Source organism: Pedobacter sp. GW456-11-11-14-TSB4, from assembly GCF_059424425.1.
This window is the reverse complement of the sequence record NZ_JBWKZK010000005.1, coordinates 28,576-45,903: the sequence shown is the minus strand read 5'-3', so window position 1 is coordinate 45,903 and position 17,328 is coordinate 28,576. Positions and strand designations below refer to the sequence as shown.

The 17,328-nt window shown below is 33.3% G+C and carries 12 protein-coding genes; 6 read left to right on the top strand and 6 right to left on the bottom strand.

Going from position 1 to position 17,328, the window contains the following annotated elements; genetic code table 11:
* Nucleotides 1-22 precede the first annotated feature (22 nt).
* The gene (locus AC07XU_RS16025) at nt 23-1,408 is read left to right on the top strand and encodes a sensor histidine kinase (RefSeq protein WP_494944648.1); all 1,386 of its coding nucleotides are present in this window, start codon (nt 23-25) and stop codon (nt 1,406-1,408) included.
* Between the two features lie 393 nt (nt 1,409-1,801).
* Here AC07XU_RS16025 and AC07XU_RS16020 read toward each other — a convergent pair whose 3' ends face one another.
* A complete protein-coding gene (locus AC07XU_RS16020) occupies nt 1,802-2,926 on the bottom strand; it encodes a toll/interleukin-1 receptor domain-containing protein (protein WP_494944647.1) in 1,125 nt (374 codons plus the stop codon).
* A gap of 452 nt (nt 2,927-3,378) precedes the next feature.
* Here AC07XU_RS16020 and AC07XU_RS16015 point away from each other — a divergent pair, with 452 nt between their 5' ends.
* Entirely contained in the window at nt 3,379-5,550 is a 2,172-nt protein-coding gene (locus tag AC07XU_RS16015; RefSeq protein WP_494944646.1) for a bifunctional alpha,alpha-trehalose-phosphate synthase (UDP-forming)/trehalose-phosphatase, read from the top strand.
* A gap of 124 nt (nt 5,551-5,674) precedes the next feature.
* On the opposite strand, the gene AC07XU_RS16010 is transcribed toward AC07XU_RS16015, so the two are convergent.
* From AC07XU_RS16010 to AC07XU_RS15990, 5 genes are all read right to left on the bottom strand, one after another.
* Nucleotides 5,675-7,462, bottom strand: coding sequence for a glycoside hydrolase family 15 protein (locus AC07XU_RS16010; RefSeq protein WP_494944645.1), 1,788 nt, complete (start codon nt 7,460-7,462; stop codon nt 5,675-5,677).
* 125 nt (nt 7,463-7,587) lie between these two features.
* Nucleotides 7,588-8,856: a glucose-1-phosphate adenylyltransferase gene (locus AC07XU_RS16005; RefSeq protein WP_494944644.1), complete on the bottom strand. Its 1,269-nt coding sequence runs from the start codon at nt 8,854-8,856 to the stop codon at nt 7,588-7,590.
* Nucleotides 8,857-8,868: 12 nt separating this feature from the next.
* Nucleotides 8,869-10,275: a glycogen synthase gene (locus tag AC07XU_RS16000; RefSeq protein ID WP_494944643.1), complete on the bottom strand. Its 1,407-nt coding sequence runs from the start codon at nt 10,273-10,275 to the stop codon at nt 8,869-8,871.
* A gap of 193 nt (nt 10,276-10,468) precedes the next feature.
* The gene (gene cobA, locus AC07XU_RS15995) at nt 10,469-11,266 is read right to left on the bottom strand and encodes a uroporphyrinogen-III C-methyltransferase (protein ID WP_494944642.1); all 798 of its coding nucleotides are present in this window, start codon (nt 11,264-11,266) and stop codon (nt 10,469-10,471) included.
* A 100-nt stretch (nt 11,267-11,366) separates the two neighbouring features.
* Nucleotides 11,367-12,161, bottom strand: a complete 795-nt coding sequence (locus AC07XU_RS15990) for a helix-turn-helix transcriptional regulator (RefSeq protein ID WP_494944641.1) — start codon at nt 12,159-12,161, stop codon at nt 11,367-11,369.
* A gap of 152 nt (nt 12,162-12,313) precedes the next feature.
* On the opposite strand from AC07XU_RS15990, the gene AC07XU_RS15985 reads away from it, so the two are divergent.
* The 4 genes from AC07XU_RS15985 to AC07XU_RS15970 all read left to right on the top strand — a co-directional run bounded on the left by AC07XU_RS15985 (nt 12,314) and on the right by AC07XU_RS15970 (nt 17,326).
* On the top strand, nt 12,314-14,503 hold the full coding sequence (locus AC07XU_RS15985) for a tetratricopeptide repeat protein (protein WP_494944640.1): 2,190 nt from the start codon (nt 12,314-12,316) through the stop codon (nt 14,501-14,503).
* A gap of 41 nt (nt 14,504-14,544) precedes the next feature.
* Nucleotides 14,545-15,171: a response regulator gene (locus AC07XU_RS15980; protein WP_494944639.1), complete on the top strand. Its 627-nt coding sequence runs from the start codon at nt 14,545-14,547 to the stop codon at nt 15,169-15,171.
* An 86-nt stretch (nt 15,172-15,257) separates the two neighbouring features.
* Nucleotides 15,258-16,001: a hypothetical protein gene (locus AC07XU_RS15975; RefSeq protein WP_494944638.1), complete on the top strand. Its 744-nt coding sequence runs from the start codon at nt 15,258-15,260 to the stop codon at nt 15,999-16,001.
* Nucleotides 16,002-16,012: 11 nt separating this feature from the next.
* Nucleotides 16,013-17,326, top strand: coding sequence for an OmpA family protein (locus tag AC07XU_RS15970; RefSeq protein WP_494944637.1), 1,314 nt, complete (start codon nt 16,013-16,015; stop codon nt 17,324-17,326).
* The last annotated feature ends 2 nt before the right edge of the window (nt 17,327-17,328 follow it).

Below are 17,328 nucleotides of genomic sequence, written 5' to 3'. Positions count from 1 at the left end.
TAAGCTAAAGCCAATAAACCTTATGCCTTCCAACCCTCAATTCTCTACATTGTTTCACCAAAGCTTTACCTTTCGTCTTATTTTACGTTTGGTGTTTATCAATTTGCTTGGTGTTGTATTGGTTTATCTTATTCGCAATACCCAATTGTGGTTTACCATATCAGGCGTAAGTTTAATATTATTGGGCAGCATAATTTCACTCTATTTTTATATCAATCAAATTAGAGAAGACATTAAGCGATTTATTTTAGCTGTTAAAACAAGAGATCATACTTTAAACTTTAAAAACAAAGCAACTAAAGGAAGTTTTCCTGAATTATACGAATCGTTCAACGAAATCATTAAGATCCATAAAGATATTCAGTTAGAACAAGACTCTATTTTTCAGCTCATTAAAACAATTTTAGAGCAAGTTCCAGTTGGAGTAATTGTAATAAAGACAAACAAATCAGAAAGCAAAAAATCAGAAATATCATTTTTTAACCAAGCTGCTAGCAATTTACTAAATGTACCTGCATACAGCTACTGGCACAGATTTGAGCAACATTTACCTATTTTTACAAATGAAATTGAAGGTATTAAAAATGGCGGCAAAAGGTTTATCGAACTTAAAATACAAGACAAGATTATTCAACTCTCTTTAGAAGTGATACCGCTCAATTTATATGGTGTAGATTATCAGATCATTTCATTTCAAAACATTAAAGATGAAATTGAGCAAAAAGAAACCGAAGCTTGGAACCGACTAATTGGTGTAATTTCTCACGAAATATTAAATTCTATCACACCAATCAGTTCACTTTCAGATACTGTTAATCAAATGATTACCAATAAAGAAAGTTTAAATGCAGAAGATTTGGCTGATCTAAAGCCTGCCCTACATACCATAAAACGCAGATCTGAAGGGTTACTCGATTTTGTTAAAGATTATCGATTGATTGCAGAATTACCGACACCAAATACGCAACAACACAGTATTGGAGAAATTTTACATCATGTTAAAGTGCTCATGCAGCCATTAGCTAGCACTAAAAATATCGAACTTCAAATATTACAAACAGCATCAAAAATAAGTTTATCTATCGATTTTAAGTTAATTGAACAGGCTTTAATTAACCTTATTACCAATAGCATTTATGCTTTAGAAAGTACCAAAAAACCCATAATCGAAATTAATTACCGTTTGGCCCACAACAAAGTTTATATAGATGTTAGCGATAATGGTAAAGGTATCGAGGCAGAAAATATCGAAAAAATCTTCGTCCCATTTTATACTACACGCAAAAACGGCTCTGGCATTGGCCTAACTATTACACGTAACATTATGAAAATGCATCGTGGTAATTTAGAAGTGGTATCAACCCCAAATTTAAAAACAACCTTCTCTCTGGTGTTTAATTATGCTTAGCAAACGTCATTCACAACTCGATTCGGTATCGTAATGTTTTAGTTAAGCATTGATGCGATAATTAAATTTCCTAAAAAAGTATTTGAAAGTTAAAGCCATTAATTCTTCGGTAACTCCTGCCCTGCTATTCGCTGCAATCTTTTTTGTGCTTCTGCTATCATTTTCGTTTTGTGCTAAAACAAACAAAAAAGTATTTACGCTCCTATCAGGCTTATCAACAAAGCAAGCTCAAAAAACACAGTCCAGCAAAGAATAAAAATAACTAAAAATAAATACTACTATTTGGTAGTCTTTATTTTATTTTTCTATATCTGATCCTGTTCATACACATTTATATTTATAAACGTAAAATCGAAATTTCCGAGTTTTTAAAACGAAATTGCCTAAAAGGTTCTAAAAAGGTAAGTCTTCATAAACGAAGCTATCATCTTCATCCCCAGCCCCATTTATTTCAACTAATTCGCGGATTTTCTTTAACAAAGCCTCTGGTAAGTCAAGTATTAGTTTCTTAATTTCAGGTATCAACTGCATTTCTCTTGGATTGCCACCTCCTGTAACTTCAGAAACTTCAATCAAACCCCTCATTTCAAACTTTCTAATTACTTTATCATAGTTTCGAGAAAGAGAATGATTTAAGCCCTCTATGTCCTCCCAATCGTGAATATATTTAATTTCTCCATCCATTTTCCATCCCACTCCAAACTTTGTTCTCGAGGTTTCTAAAACAAAATTCAACAATAACAATTCTACATCACTTATTTTACCTTTCTCAAAATCTTTTAAAAATTTAGTATAGACTTTAGGTAAATCTTCGTGGATAGCTTCCGCATCTTTAAAGCTTTCTTTGACATTAACTGCATTTTCGATAGTCTCTTCAAGTATTTTTGAGGATGGTTTTAAATCTTGTTTCTTGACAAACCCTTCAGATTTAGCAACATCTGTTGATCCCTCAATAAGGTTAATTCTATCAAATTTAATCTCTTTATTTATACCTCCGAACCTATCATTAGTAGGAGCATTTACAGGTTTTAAAGCTTCTGCCAGAACATCAACCTCACTTAAGAATTTTTTAACCCTCTGAGCTAAAAGCGCAAAATTTGTGGTTATTGCAAAATATTCACTTAACATTTGACAAAATTCGTTTACTCGATCCTCCTCATTCATCTTAAACCCTATTTCTCTGGGATCAATTGCTCCACTTTGAAAATGTTTTCCGCTTATTTGAAAATTAGGCAAAAATATCGCTGCATGTTGGTTTTCTATAATCCAAGCAGCACCCATTTCATTTAAGCACGCAATACTCTCATAATATTCGTCAGATAGCAAGTAAACAACAAAGCAGCCTTGGCTTATTTGCGCCTTTAACCAGTCAAAAATATTTTGCCCAATTGGAATGCCGAAAGCGGAATTACTTGTAAAAACTATTTCTTCGGCTTTTATGCCAATGCCGGTGAGCAACTCTACTAACGCAGTACCATATTCCTTATTAGCACTTGCATGTGATATAAATATTTTCATTAAATGAGTTTGGTGTAGTCTTTTGCCAGAAACCAAATCTAGGGAATATATTTATCCAAATCCTAAAACTTCTATCAAAATATTTCTCGACAAGAAAATAATCCTATTATTACTAAATTCAGTTTTAACACCTTTTAAGCTAAGTTTAAATTAAATTTAACCTGTTCGCCACTCTGTGAACTTGTTGTGCTTTCAACATTATTCTTATATAAGTTAAAAAATACAATCCAGCAAATATCAAAAAATAAATACTACTAATTTGGTAGTCTTTATTTTATTTTTCTATATCTGATCCTGTTCATACACATTTATATTTGGTTTAAGAAAGCGGTAACCCGGATGGGAACCGCTTTTTTCGTAAAATGCTATCTCCTTTTAATCTACTAATCTCAGATAAAATAAACAAAATTGCTCTAAAATCCTTTTTATAAGTAGTCCCTTATTTAAAAAGCATGAGAACAATAATTATTTCGAATAGACTTCCCGTTAAAATAGTTGAAGAAAACAATGAGTATACTTTCATCCCAAGCGAAGGTGGCTTAGCCACAGGATTGGGTGATGTGTACAAAAATGACAACTCTATCTGGATTGGTTGGCCAGGTATAGAAATACCTTTAGATAGACAACCAGAAGTAATAGAAAAATTAGCTGCTTTAAATTTGTATCCAATTTTCTTAACTCAAGAAGAGATTAACTTATTTTACGAAGGATTTTCTAATGAGGTTTTGTGGCCGGTTTTTCACTATTTGGTTACCTACGCCAATTATGAGCAATTATATTGGGATGCTTATCAGCAAGTAAATGAAAAATTTGCAACCGAAGCAATAAAATTAATTAACGATAACGATAAAATTTGGGTTCAAGATTATCAACTTTTACTACTACCAGGCTTACTTAGGGCTCAAAAACCTCAGTCAACAATTGGATTTTTTCAGCATATCCCTTTTCCATCCTATGAAATATTTAGATTAATTCCTTGGCGAGTTGAATTGCTAAATGGTTTAATTGGTGCAGATTTACTAGGCTTTCATACTTATGATGATGCTCGTCATTTCATCAGCACTGCTACCAGATTATTACCAGTAAATGCTATATCAAATGTGTTGGTTAATAAAGAGCGCCAAATTGTTGTAGAGGCATTTCCGATGGGAATTGATTTCGATAAGTTTGATGAATTAGCAAATTCTGAAACTGTTATAAATGATGTTAAAGATTTTGAAGACAACCATATAGATTTAACAACAATTCTATCTATAGACAGGTTAGATTACAGCAAAGGGATTTTCGAACGTTTAATGGCTTTCGAACTTCTCTTAAAAGCACATCCAGAATATATAGAAAAAATATCGCTTTATATGGTAGTGGTACCATCAAGAGATACGGTTGCACAATACAAAGAATTAAAAGAACAAATAGATCAAACAGTTGGCAAAATAAACTCAAAATACAGAACAGTAGATTGGAACCCGATCTATTATTTTTATAGATCATTTCCGATAGAAACACTTTCTACATTTTATGCAACAGCAGATATTTGTTTGGTTACGCCAATGCGTGATGGAATGAATTTGGTAAGCAAAGAGTACATCGCAAGTAGACCAAATGAAACTGGAGTACTCATTTTAAGTGAAATGGCTGGCTCCTCAAAAGAACTAACTGAGGCAATAATTGTTAACCCAAACAATTTAGGCGATGTTATGCAGGCAATAGTTGATGGAATAAATATGCCTCTTGAAGAACAGCAAAAACGGATGAAAGCCATGAGGGCTACCGTTAAAAAATTTAATGTTAAACATTGGGTAAACAACTTTATGCAAAAATTAAAAGAAGTAAAAGAATATCAAAATTCATTATTAACCAAGCATGCGATCAAAAACAGTTCGAGTTTAATCTTATCTAAGTATGAAAATGCTAATGATAGGGTACTTTTTTTAGATTATGATGGTACTTTAGTAGGCTTTGCTGGAAATATAGATGATGCTAAGCCTGATGAGGAACTATATGATTTAATTAGCAAACTTCTGGAAGACGCAAAGAATAGAATAGTTATAGTAAGTGGCAGACAGCACACTACTTTAGAAAAATGGTTTGGTCATTTGCCAGTCGATTTAATTGCAGAACATGGTGCTTGGCACAGAACAAACGGAGATCAATGGCATTCTTTACCTTTGCTTACCGACCAATGGAAACAAGATATCAATGCTATTTTAGAAACATATACCAACAGAACACCTGGCTCTTTTATAGAAGAAAAAAGTTACTCGTTAGTTTGGCATTACCGAAAAGTGGAAGAAGGATTAGGAGAACTGAGAGCAAATGAAATTACAAGTCATTTAAGGATGTTGGTTGCAGATAAAGGTTTGCAGTTAATGCCAGGTAATAAAGTAATTGAATTTAAAAATGTTGAAGTAAATAAAGGGAAAGCAACTTTAAACTGGTTGTATGGCAAAAACCCAGATTTTATTATGGCTTTAGGCGATGATCATACTGATGAAGATATTTTTAAAGCATTACCAGATGAGGCGATTACTATCAAAATTGGGAGTAATTTATCTGAAGCAAAATATTATTTAACCGACCATAAAGAAGTGAGAAAGCTTTTGTGGTCATTGGTTGGTTCATAAGTTGAATTGTCATCCGATGATTATCAGCAAAATTGCTTATTTCATCGGATGACTTATTTTGAGTTTTTTATCCAAATAAGAATTTGAACTTTATAAAAGCTCATCGGATAACAAAATTATTTTATTACAAAAATATTGGTCTATCCAATTTCATGGCAATTCGGTAAGCAGCGTTCATTAAACCAACATGACTGTAAGCTTGTGGAAAATTACCCCATTGACTTCCTGATTTAGCATCAACATCTTCACTAAACAACAATAAATGGTTACAGTGTTTAATGATGTTTTCGAATTCTTTTATCGCATCATCAACTCTACCAACACAAGCCAAAGCTTCAACATACCAAAAGGCACAAATTAAAAAGGTGGTCTTAGGTTTTCCGAAATCATCTTCATGTAAATAACGGTAAAACAAACCATCTTCGGTTTTTAATTCTTTTTCTAATGCAATTAAATGATCTTTCGCTCGCTGAGAATTTGGATCTAAATAGTGCATAACAATTAGTTGTAGTGTACTCGCATCTAAATGGTTACTACCTACTGCATTGGTATATACTTTTCTAGCGGGATCATAACAAGCCTCAATATGCGCAGCCGCTTTTTCAATTAATATGTTTGCTCTTTTCTCGAAATCTTCGTTTTTAATGGTTTTAGCCATTTTTAAAGCGGCATTTGCACCTGCCCACTGAAATAAATTACTATAACAATGTACGTTGGCTATGTTCCTAAATTCCCATATCCCTGCATCTTTCTCGTCAATGGTTCTTTCAATTTGCGTTAAAAGCCTATCAATCCATTGCAACGAATCACCTCTTTCTGAAAAAACAAAACGATGATCTGTATACAAGGGCAGCATCGAAATTAACACCTGACCGTAAATATCATTTTGTATATGTTCATAAGCCTGATTTCCAATTCTAATCGGCTGCTCACCTTCATATCCATGTAAATGATCTAAAGTGGTTTCCGTTATTTTTCTTTCTCCAGTAATACTGTACAACGGTTGGTACCTTAAATCATCAGCAAATGAAATGTCAGATAGATAGTTAAAATACTTTTCCATCTCCTCAAAATGCCCAATATGATTTAAAGAAGTTAGCACATAAAATGAATCTCTTAACCAGCAATATCTATAATCCCAGTTTCTTGTACTTCCCGGAAACTCTGGTAAACTAGTTGTACTTGCTGCAATAATGGCCCCAGTGTCTTCATACTGATGGATTTTTAAAACCAAAGCAGAACGAATAACCAAAGGTTGATAAAAACCTGCTATCGAAGAGTGTTTAATCCATGTTCGCCAATACACTGTAGTTTCACGCAAAAAGTTTTCTGCTGTGCTAATAATTGGTGCTTCCAGATTATAACCATAAGTTAAAATCAAATACTTTGTTTCGTTAAGTACAAATGCTTTCTCATCTAAAATATAATTAAGCGAAACGTTAGTACTCAATTGCATATGCTCATCACAACCTTGAAAATGGATATGGTTACTACCTCTATTGGCTCTCATTTCTGATCTGCCATAATCGCAAACTGGTTTACATTTTACGGTTATTCTCGGATTACCTTTAAGTGGCTCTATCTTGCGAATAAGCATTAAAGGTTTGTAATAACGTTCGTGGATATGAAAACGTGGAGCAAAATCAGTAATTCTATATTTACCATCCGCTGCAGTAACTTCAGTTCTTAGTACATTTGTATTTTCAATATATGATTGTTCACTAGCAAAATCTCCGGTAGGTTTAATAGAAAATTCCCCTCCTTTTTCCTTATCCAATAAGCTTCCAAAAACAAATGAGCTATCAAACCTTGGAAAACATAACCATGAGATATCAGTGTTTTCGTTTACATGTGCAATAAAAGCGCAATTTCCAATTATTCCTGTTTTATATAAATGTTGTTTTTCAGCCATATGCATTTCTCTTTATTATTTAACAAGAGAACCGGAAAAATGTTAGTCACAATGCAGAATTTTTGTAAATAAAAAAGCCTGCTCATAAAAAAATGAACAGGCTTAATTTTAGTGTGTGTTATTATTTAGATCTCAGTTCCACTTGGTAAAACTGCACCCTTTTTTATTACAACAATACCATCTTTAACTGCATACAATGGATAATCTCCATCTGGCAAATGCGAACCACCATTTATCTTAACATCGTTACCAATTCTACAATTTTTATCTACAATTGCATTGTTAATGAAACATCTATCGCCAATACCAATTAAAGAATTACCAGCATTAGTTTCCGACTCAATTTCGGCAAGAGTTTGGTACCTATCGCTACCCATTACATAAGCGTTTGTAATCACAGTATCTTTACCAACTCTTGATCTGATACCCAAAACAGCATGTTCAACTTTGCTAGCCTGAATAATACAGCCCTCTGCAATAATTGTTTTGTTTAATGAAGTACCCGAAATTTTTGATGGTGGCAACATCCTCGCTCTCGTGAAAATAGCGTGAGAACTATCGAACATATTGAACTGAGGAATTTCATCCGTTAAACCTAAGTTAGCTTCAAAAAATGATGAAATATTACCAATGTCCGTCCAATAGCCTTCATATTGATGGCTTAAAACTCTATTAGCAGCAATTGCACGTGGTAAAATTTCTTTTCCAAAATCTTTCTCATCAGGATTTTCATCTAAAATATTGATTAGAAAATCTCTGTTGAAAACATAAATACCCATAGAAGCCAAATAGTTTCTACCTACAGCTTGCATTTCTTCTCCAGTATCAGATATCCAATCTTCTAAACCTGTTTTGGGTTTTTCAATAAATGAAGTAATCATGTTATCTTCATCAGCTTTTAGAATACCAAAATCTGTTGCATCTTTTCCAGTAACCGGAATTGTTGCAATGGTTATTTCTGCATTTTTAGCAATATGCTCATTAATCATTACCTGAAAATCCATTTGATACAATTGGTCTCCAGATAGTATCAAAATATAATCAAATTCGTGACTAACAATATGGTGCATACATTGCCTTACAGCATCAGCAGTACCTTGAAACCATCCTTGATTTTGTACGGTTTGTTCAGCAGCCAAAATATCTACAAAAGCAGCAGAAAAGTGACTAAAATGATAGGTATTTTTAATGTGTTTGTTTAGCGAAGCTGAATTAAATTGCGTTAAAACGAACATTCTGTGAATGCCAGAATTTAAACAATTTGAGATCGGAATATCTACTAAACGATATTTACCCGCAATTGGAACTGCCGGTTTAGAGCGTGTTTGTGTTAATGGTGATAATCTAGATCCTTGGCCTCCTCCAAGAATTACACCCAATACTTTATCGGTCATATATATATAGTTTTACATTTGGTACAAATCAATATACTGTTGGGCTGCCCTATCCCATGAGTGATCTACTGTCATTATAAATTTACGAATTTCTTTTACTCTTTTTTGATCTAAAAACAGCTCGTAAGCTCTTCCTATTGCGTGGTTAACATCCCAAACACTAGTCTGATCATGACAAATTCCAAATCCCCCATCTCCAATATCCGTAACCGTATCTTTTAAGCCACCTATACGCCTAACAATTGGTATAGTACCATATCGCAACGCATACATTTGGTTTAGTCCGCAAGGTTCTACCCTACTTGGCATTAACAAGAAGTCTGCACCAGCATATATTTGGTGAGATAATGCTTCATTATAACCAATATAGGCATTGTATTTACCTTTGTGATAATGCGTAATTTCATTTAATCTATCCTCTACAGCAGGATCTCCAGAGCCTAATACTAAAATATTAATTTCTCCTTCACTTTGCTGCAACGCATTCCAAAAAATATCCGGTAATAAATCAGCCCCTTTTTCGCCAACTAAACGACCAATAAATGTATAGAGTGGTTTGGTTTTGTCTAAATTGAAAACATCGCAAAGCGCATCTTTGTTTGCTTTTTTTCCACTTTCTACAGTTCTATTTGTAAATCCCTTTGTAAGCATTGTATCTTTCTGCGGATTCCAAACTTCATTATCAATGCCATTTAAAATGCCGAAAGATTTACCTCGTTCTTGCGCTAACAAACTTTCTAAACCATTTGCCTTATAGCTAATCTCATCTAAATAACTAGGAGAAACAGTAGTTACTCGCCATGCGCATTTAATTGCAGAGGCCAATGGATTAATAGAATTGCCCCAATCTAATTTGCTAGAGTTGCGCAAATCGTAAGCTGGTAAGTAATGTAATTTGTCCCATCCAAACTGACCTTGATATTGCCCATTATGAATAGTTAAAATTGTAGGAATATGGCTTAAATGGCGATAAGCATGACTATTACTTACCATAAAAGGAATTAAGCCGGTATGATGGTCGTGACAATGTATCACATCAGGCTTATGTTCCCATTGTGCAATCCAATCTAAACTGGCAATTTGATAAGCTATAAATCGCTCTGTATCATCATCATACCCATAAACCCTTTCTCTATCTAATAAGCCTGCTATATGAACTAAAAATAAATCGAAACCTAGTTTATTGGTTTTTTCTCTAAATATTCTAACGGGAAGATTATTATAACCTAAACGCACCCAACCATCATAAACCACTTCAAATTCATTTTGATGCAAAAACTTAGTATCATAAGCAGGCATTACTACTTTAGCCACATGACCAAGTTTGTTTTGATATTTAGGTAAAGCGCCAACAACATCACCCAAACCGCCAACTTTTGCTACTGGGTAACATTCTGCACTAAAGTGTATAATCTCCATAATGAGGTGTTAAAAAAAACTTACTCAAAATAGGCATTAGATTGAGTATTGCAAACATTTTAAAAAAAAATAATTTTATATGGTGTATAAACAACTTAAAAATTAATTTGTAGGAAAAATTTTAACAAAAAAGAAAAAGCTCCGAAAAATCGGAGCCTTAAACAAAACAAAAAATAAATCTGAAATTATTCTACTAAAACTCTTCTTGAGCCATTATGGCATAAAATTCTTTAATTGCGTTAAATTGAGGATGTAGGGAAACAACATTACCAAATACCAATAATGCTGGTGATGCTAACTTTTTCTCTTCTATCAATTCTTCAATGGTATCTACTATACCTACTACCACATTTTCATTTTGGGCAGAACCATTTTCTATTACGGCAACAGGCAAATCGTACTTTCCTTCTGCTTTAAATATAGAAGCTATTTCTTTGATCTTTTCGATGCCCATTAGCACTACAATTGTTGCATTAGATTTGGCAGCTACATACAAATCTGGCGAAATATCGCCTTTGGCATTGGTACCAGTTACTACCCAAAAACTTTCGCTTAAATTACCGTAAACCATCGGGATTTTTTGCAAGCCTGGTACGCCCAAAGCACTTGATACACCAGGAACAATTTCTGTTGGTATGCTATATGATTCTGCTACGTCTATCTCTTCAAAACCTCGAGCAAAAACAAATGGATCGCCACTTTTTAAACGCACTACATGTCCGTAGTTTAATGCATAATCTATCATTAATTTATTGACTAATTCTTGAGAAAATGTCTCATCTCCAGAACATTTGCCCACATAAACTTTAATTGCATTTTGAGGCGCATGATTTAACAATGCCTCATTTACCAAAGCATCATACAATACAACGTTGGCAGTTGCCAAAGCTTTTACACCTTTTAAAGTTAACAAATCTAGATCTCCTGGACCTGCACCTACTAACGTTATTTTTGGTTCGATTTGAGTTTTTTCAATTTTGCTTAAAATCATGCCGCAAAGTATTAATGTATTTCAATAACACAAATATATATAATGTCTATGGAAATAGTAGAATTTATTTTAAAATATATATTTTTTATTAAATTGCTTATTACAACAAATTATTGTTCATCACAAAATGCATTAACTGTACCGATGTTTTAGTATTTGTCTTTTTTCTTAAATTTTTTTTGTGGTTTTCTACTGTGGAGTAAGAAATATTTAGCTCTTTAGCAATTTGAGGGCTGTTCAATCCCCTAAGCATTAAATTTAATAGTTGCTTTTCTCTATTAGTGATTTGAGGTAGTGCTATGTTTTTAATTTGCAACTCCTGCCCCATTGTTAAATGATAATATTCAGTTTTACCATCCACTATATTAATAAGGGTCATTAAAGTTGGCCGCTTATTAAAGTTAAAGTGAGATAAATCGGTAATCATCATTAAACCACAGGTTGCACAGGTTGCATTGTTTACATATAAACCAGGCATCTGTATTAAAACCCAACGAAATGCTTTTTGTGCATTTAACATTCTAGCATAAATATTAATCCGAATATTAGATTGTTGATCTAAGGGTAATTTCAAAATTCTATCCATTGCATATTGAATAGCTGATAATACATACAAACTATCATCTGGATGAATATTCTGCGCAAAAAATAAAGGAGATTGGTTTTGCCACTGTGATTTTGCAAAAGGAGTAAGTTCACCGATGTTATCACTAGCAATAGTAATTAACATATTTGTGTTATCACCAATAAACCAACAATATGGTCCTAAGGCAAAGTTATGCGCTTCTTTAATTTGAGTTTCGAAAAAAGCTTCATAATTAATTATTCCTAATTTATTGGCAGATTTTGCATTTTTTTCAAATTGTTCTGCAGTTAGTGGTTGTAAATTTTTCATAGCGTAGGTTAGATATACCTAAGATAAATATTTTTTTTAAGCAATTAAAAATGATAGATATCTACTATTTTTTCGTCTCTTATTAAGCATTAGATTTGATTGCATTAAACCGAACCTTTGCTAAAATAAATCAATACACCAAACAGCTATCTATGTTATTTCGCGGGTTTTTAAGCGTGTTTTTTATCATTGTTGTTATATCGCAAAATAGCTACGCCCAATCACAAGCTTCTTTAGCGCAAATGTTGGCTAAAGCAGATGGACAATTATCAATTGGCAATTACAACCAAGCATCAGCTCTGCTTAAAGAAGTTTTAGCACAAGCAACTAAAACCAAAAACAAAAAACACGAAGCTTTGGCCTACGATATGTTGGCAGAAATTAGCATCAAAAAACGTGAGTTTAAAGATTATAAAACTTATGATGCCTTTGCTAATCAGTTAGCTGTACAACTTAAAGATACCACGTTATTTATAAGCTTAAATAACAGAAAAGGCATTTATTATATGGAAGAAGGCCAAAACGATATGGCTGCAATGCATTATAATACTGCTTTAAACTTAAGTTTATTAAAAAAGAACACCAAAAAACTAGCAGAAATATATAGCAATTTAGGCTCTCTTTTTTTAGCCAAAGGCGATAAAGATAAAGCGATTAGCAACTTTTTTAATGCTTTAAAACTTTACGAATTAAACAATAATGAGCGAGGAATTGGCGAAACCTACAGCAACATTTCGTCTGTTTATTATTTGATGGGTAAAATTGATGATGCCATAAATTACCAAAAAACAGGAATATCAACTAGAGAAAAAATTAATGATAAACCTGGCCTTGTAATAGCCAATATGAACATTGGGCAACTTTATCTTATCAAGAAAGAAAACACACTTGCCAAACAACATTTATCTGCAGCAGTAACTTATGCCGAACAAACTCAAAACGACAAGTTAATCGCAAGCTCGTATGCGGGGATGTCTACCTATGAAATTATAAGTACCAAAAATTTTCAGGCCGCCTTAAAATGGCAAACCAAAGCTATTAACCTTTGCGAAAAAATAGATGACAAGCAGCTTTTATCGCGATTATATGTATCTGCTGGCAATGTGGCAAACAACATTAATGATACCACCACTTCAGTTTTATATTTTAATAAAGCATTGGCACTGTCAAAAGCCATCCAAAACAAAGAGAACATCAGTAATGCTTACGAAAAACTGAGCAATTTTTACAACACTAGAGGCAATTTTAAGAAGGCATACGATAATTACAAGCAACACATTTTATATCGCGATAGCATTAACGAAAAAAGTAATCTCTCAAAAATTGAAGAAGTTAGGGTAAAATATGAAACGGAGAAAAAAGATGGAGAAATTTTGAGATTAATTTCTTCTGAGCGTTTGAAACAACTTCAAATTGAAAAACAGAATGCCCTAATTGCTGGCAATGTTTTATTGGCAAAACAAAAGCAGAGCGAAATAGAATTGCTATCTAAAGAAAGGCAATTACAGGATTTTAGGTTGAACGAGCAGAACGAAAAAATTAAAATTCAAAACTTAAACACCATTAATAAAGAGCAGCAATTGCGTTTGGTTAAAGCAGAGCAATTGGCAAACGAACAGCAATTGATTAACGAAAAATCAACACGAAACCTGTTAATTGTAGGCTTTTTAATGTTGTTAGGATTAATTTATGGGGTTTTTAATCGCTACCAGTTAAAGAAAAAATTAGAACAACAAACAGCGCTTTTATCAATCAGAAATAACATCAGCAAAGATTTACATGATGAAGTTGGCAGTACATTAACCAGCATAAATATTTTAAGTAATGTTTCTCAACAGGCAATTGATGTGAATGCTTCTGAAGCCAAAAAAATGTTGCAAAAAATTGCATTTCAAAGTAAAACTATACAGCAGAGCATGAGCGACATTGTTTGGAGTATACAACCCAACAATGAAAAAATAGAAAATCTGGCTATTAGGATGCGAGAGTTTGCAGCTCAAACATTAGAACCTTTACATATTAATTTGCTTTTTGAGGTAGATGATGACTTGCAGAAAATTTCACTACCTATAGAATACCGCAAAGAAATTTTACTGATTTACAAAGAAGCATTAACCAACATTTGTAAACATGCTAATGCCCAAAAGGTTAACATTAGTTTTAAAAAGACCAATAAAAACAGCGCTGAACTTATCATTACAGATAATGGCACTTGGAAGGGCGAAACATCTGGAACAGGTTTAAGAAGTATGAAAGAACGAGCTTTTGCAATAAATAGCCAGTTAAAAATAGAGCATCAAAATATTGGAACCGAATTGCACCTATTAATTAACTTACCCTAACATGGGATACAATTAATATAAAAATCAATAAAACCCAACACATGGCTATTAATGTTTTGATTTTTGAAGACAACAATAATTTACGTTTTAGTATTGAAACGATGCTAGAATGGAATGCCGATTTTAATTTAATTAAGGCAATGCCAGATGCGAATTCGCTAGATGAAATTTTGAAAAAGCACCATGCTGATGTTATTCTTATGGATATTGATATGCCAGGTTTAAATGGAATTGAAGCGCTAAAGAAAATTCGCCAACAAAACCTAGAAGTGCATGTAATTATGCTTACTATTTTTGAAGATGAAAATAACATTTTCGATGCCATTTGTGCTGGCGCCAACGGTTATTTATTAAAGAAAAATTTTGACCAGGTTCCTGCAGCAATAATGGATGTAATGGCAGGTGGTGCCCCGATGACAAGCAGTATCGCTAAAAAAGTACTTTCATTTGTGCCCAAAAAACAAACTAATCATCAAAATACCACAGAATTATTAACCCAAAGAGAAACACAAATTTTAGAATACGTGATAAAGGGTTTTAGCTATAAAATGATAGCTAGCGAATTGCAGATCTCTATTGAAACCATTCGCAGTCATATTAAAAAAATATATAAAAAGATGCAAGTAAATAGTGCTACCGAGGCTATTTACAAATATAATCAAGGATAGGGTTATTGTATCCCCTCACCCTTTTATGGTATTGATGGCTGTTGAGCAAGCAGCTAAATTTGACTTATCAACTTAAAAATCAAACCATGAAAAGACTACTTATTCTACTAACTCTCTTTATTGCCACTAACCAAATGGTTAGTGCACAAAAATGCGATTGTAACCCGAACGGATTTAACCCTTTTGTATTTTCATATCAAAAAACCAATCAAACGGTTAAAGGCGGACATCAGTTTAGTGTTAAATGCAATACTCCAGTAAGCCTAAATGGTGGTTACAAATGCAATTATACAAACCCAGTTTGTGACGTAAAACTTAATGCAAGATTAACAAACGCAGCTGGAGATGTGATTAAAACCTACTCAAGCTTTAGTTTCCCTTTTAAGCATGAGTTTGAAACTGACGGGAATTATGTTCTAGAGATTTTTCCAGTTTGTGGTGGCACAAAATGCCCTAGTGTAAAATTCTTTTTCGGAGTTAGCTGTGATGAAGAGATAGCTTGTGGCTGTAATGAAAAAACCGGCTGGGACAATATCTATGCTTCAGTAGATCAAGTTTCAAAACAAATTAAATGTGGCGAAACCATTGATTTAAAAGTAGGAATGCCCTTTGCACTTAAAGGTGGTTATAAATGCGAAGGCAATTGCGATGCAGTTTTAAACGCTAAACTCACCAATTTAGGTACCGGCAGAGTTCAAAATTTCGCCAATTTTAAAATGGACGGCGTAAACTCACCATTTCCGGTTGCAGGCAAGTACAAACTGGTTATTTATCCGCTTTGCGGAAATAAAAAGTGTAAAACCTGCACGCTATATATTACTGTAAACTAAAAAGCTAAACCATGAAAACTAAGCTATTGTTATTGTTAATACTCATCAGCGGGTTCTGCAAAGCACAAATAAATACAAAAGAGATTAAACGCACTGCCGAAGGTAGAGTGAATGAAAGTTTAAATAAGGGTGTTAATGCTGGCATTGAGAAAATTGAAAAAGGCATCGTCAATATTTTTAAAGGTAAAAAAGCCAAAAACATCGTAAGCACAGATACTTTAAGCAACACAGAAACACCGCTATCAAATGAAGAAGTGAGTGAGCCTTCTCAACAAAATTCAGATATTTTAAGAAAGTTTGATTTTGTGCAGGGCGATAAAATTTTAGTGTTAGAAAATTTTACACAAGATAATTTGGGAGATTTTCCGGCCAAGTGGAGCACTAACAGTGGTGGTGAAATTGTTGAGCTAAATGGCGAGAACTGGTTTAACTTAGGTAAAAACGGTGTCTTTATGCCTCAATTTATCAATAACTTACCTGATAATTTTACATTTGAGTTTGATGTAACTAGCAGTGCCAATTTTAATTTTTACAGCAATCCGCTAAGCTTTTCTATTGCCGAATTAGCGAAACCCGCTACCGATTATGTGAAGTGGAAACAGTTTAATCGTTTAGGCAGAAATGGCATAGAATTAGGTATCCATCCAAAATCAGTTTCTACATCAAATAGCAAAGGTACTACCAACTACCAAATTTACCTTAATGGCAATTACGGCGTTAAAAACAAAGCGATGCAAAATGAGTTCATCAGCGATATAAAAGCCACGGTTCATGTAAGCATTTGGCGCCAAAAAAACAGATTAAGGGTTTATTTAAACCAAGAAAAAGTTTGGGATTTACCAACTGCTTTTATTGATGGCAAAAAATACAACAGCATTTTGTTTCAAACCGGAAATTTTAAAAAAGAAGAAGACAAATATTACATCAATAATTTGAGGTTAGCTGTGGGTAATCCTGATACCAGAAACAAGCTACTTACCGAAGGTAAATTTGTATCATCAGGTATTTTATTCGATGTAAATTCTGCAACCATTAAAATAGAATCTTATGGTTTAATTAAAGCTATTGCCGCTATTCTGCAAGAAAACCCGAGCTTAAAAATTAAAATAATTGGCCATACAGATAGTGATGGCGAAGAGAAAGAAAACTTAAAACTTTCTAAACAACGTGCCGAAGCGCTGAAAAATATGTTAAACGCAGATTTTGGAATTACTAACACCAGAATGCAAACCGATGGCAAAGGAGAAAGCCAACCAGCTATGCCAAATACCAGTGAAATTAATAAAGCCAACAACCGTAGGGTTGAATTCATTAAAATTAAATAAAT

Coding starts and splice junctions, on each gene's coding strand:
- AC07XU_RS16025 (WP_494944648.1), top strand. CDS start 23: ATGCCTTCCAACCCTCAATTCTCTACATTGTTTCACCAAAGCTTTACC.
- AC07XU_RS16020 (WP_494944647.1), bottom strand. CDS start 2,926: ATGAAAATATTTATATCACATGCAAGTGCTAATAAGGAATATGGTACT.
- AC07XU_RS16015 (WP_494944646.1), top strand. CDS start 3,379: ATGAGAACAATAATTATTTCGAATAGACTTCCCGTTAAAATAGTTGAA.
- AC07XU_RS16010 (WP_494944645.1), bottom strand. CDS start 7,462: ATGGCTGAAAAACAACATTTATATAAAACAGGAATAATTGGAAATTGC.
- AC07XU_RS16005 (WP_494944644.1), bottom strand. CDS start 8,856: ATGACCGATAAAGTATTGGGTGTAATTCTTGGAGGAGGCCAAGGATCT.
- AC07XU_RS16000 (WP_494944643.1), bottom strand. CDS start 10,275: ATGGAGATTATACACTTTAGTGCAGAATGTTACCCAGTAGCAAAAGTT.
- cobA (WP_494944642.1), bottom strand. CDS start 11,266: ATGATTTTAAGCAAAATTGAAAAAACTCAAATCGAACCAAAAATAACG.
- AC07XU_RS15990 (WP_494944641.1), bottom strand. CDS start 12,161: ATGAAAAATTTACAACCACTAACTGCAGAACAATTTGAAAAAAATGCA.
- AC07XU_RS15985 (WP_494944640.1), top strand. CDS start 12,314: ATGTTATTTCGCGGGTTTTTAAGCGTGTTTTTTATCATTGTTGTTATA.
- AC07XU_RS15980 (WP_494944639.1), top strand. CDS start 14,545: ATGGCTATTAATGTTTTGATTTTTGAAGACAACAATAATTTACGTTTT.
- AC07XU_RS15975 (WP_494944638.1), top strand. CDS start 15,258: ATGAAAAGACTACTTATTCTACTAACTCTCTTTATTGCCACTAACCAA.
- AC07XU_RS15970 (WP_494944637.1), top strand. CDS start 16,013: ATGAAAACTAAGCTATTGTTATTGTTAATACTCATCAGCGGGTTCTGC.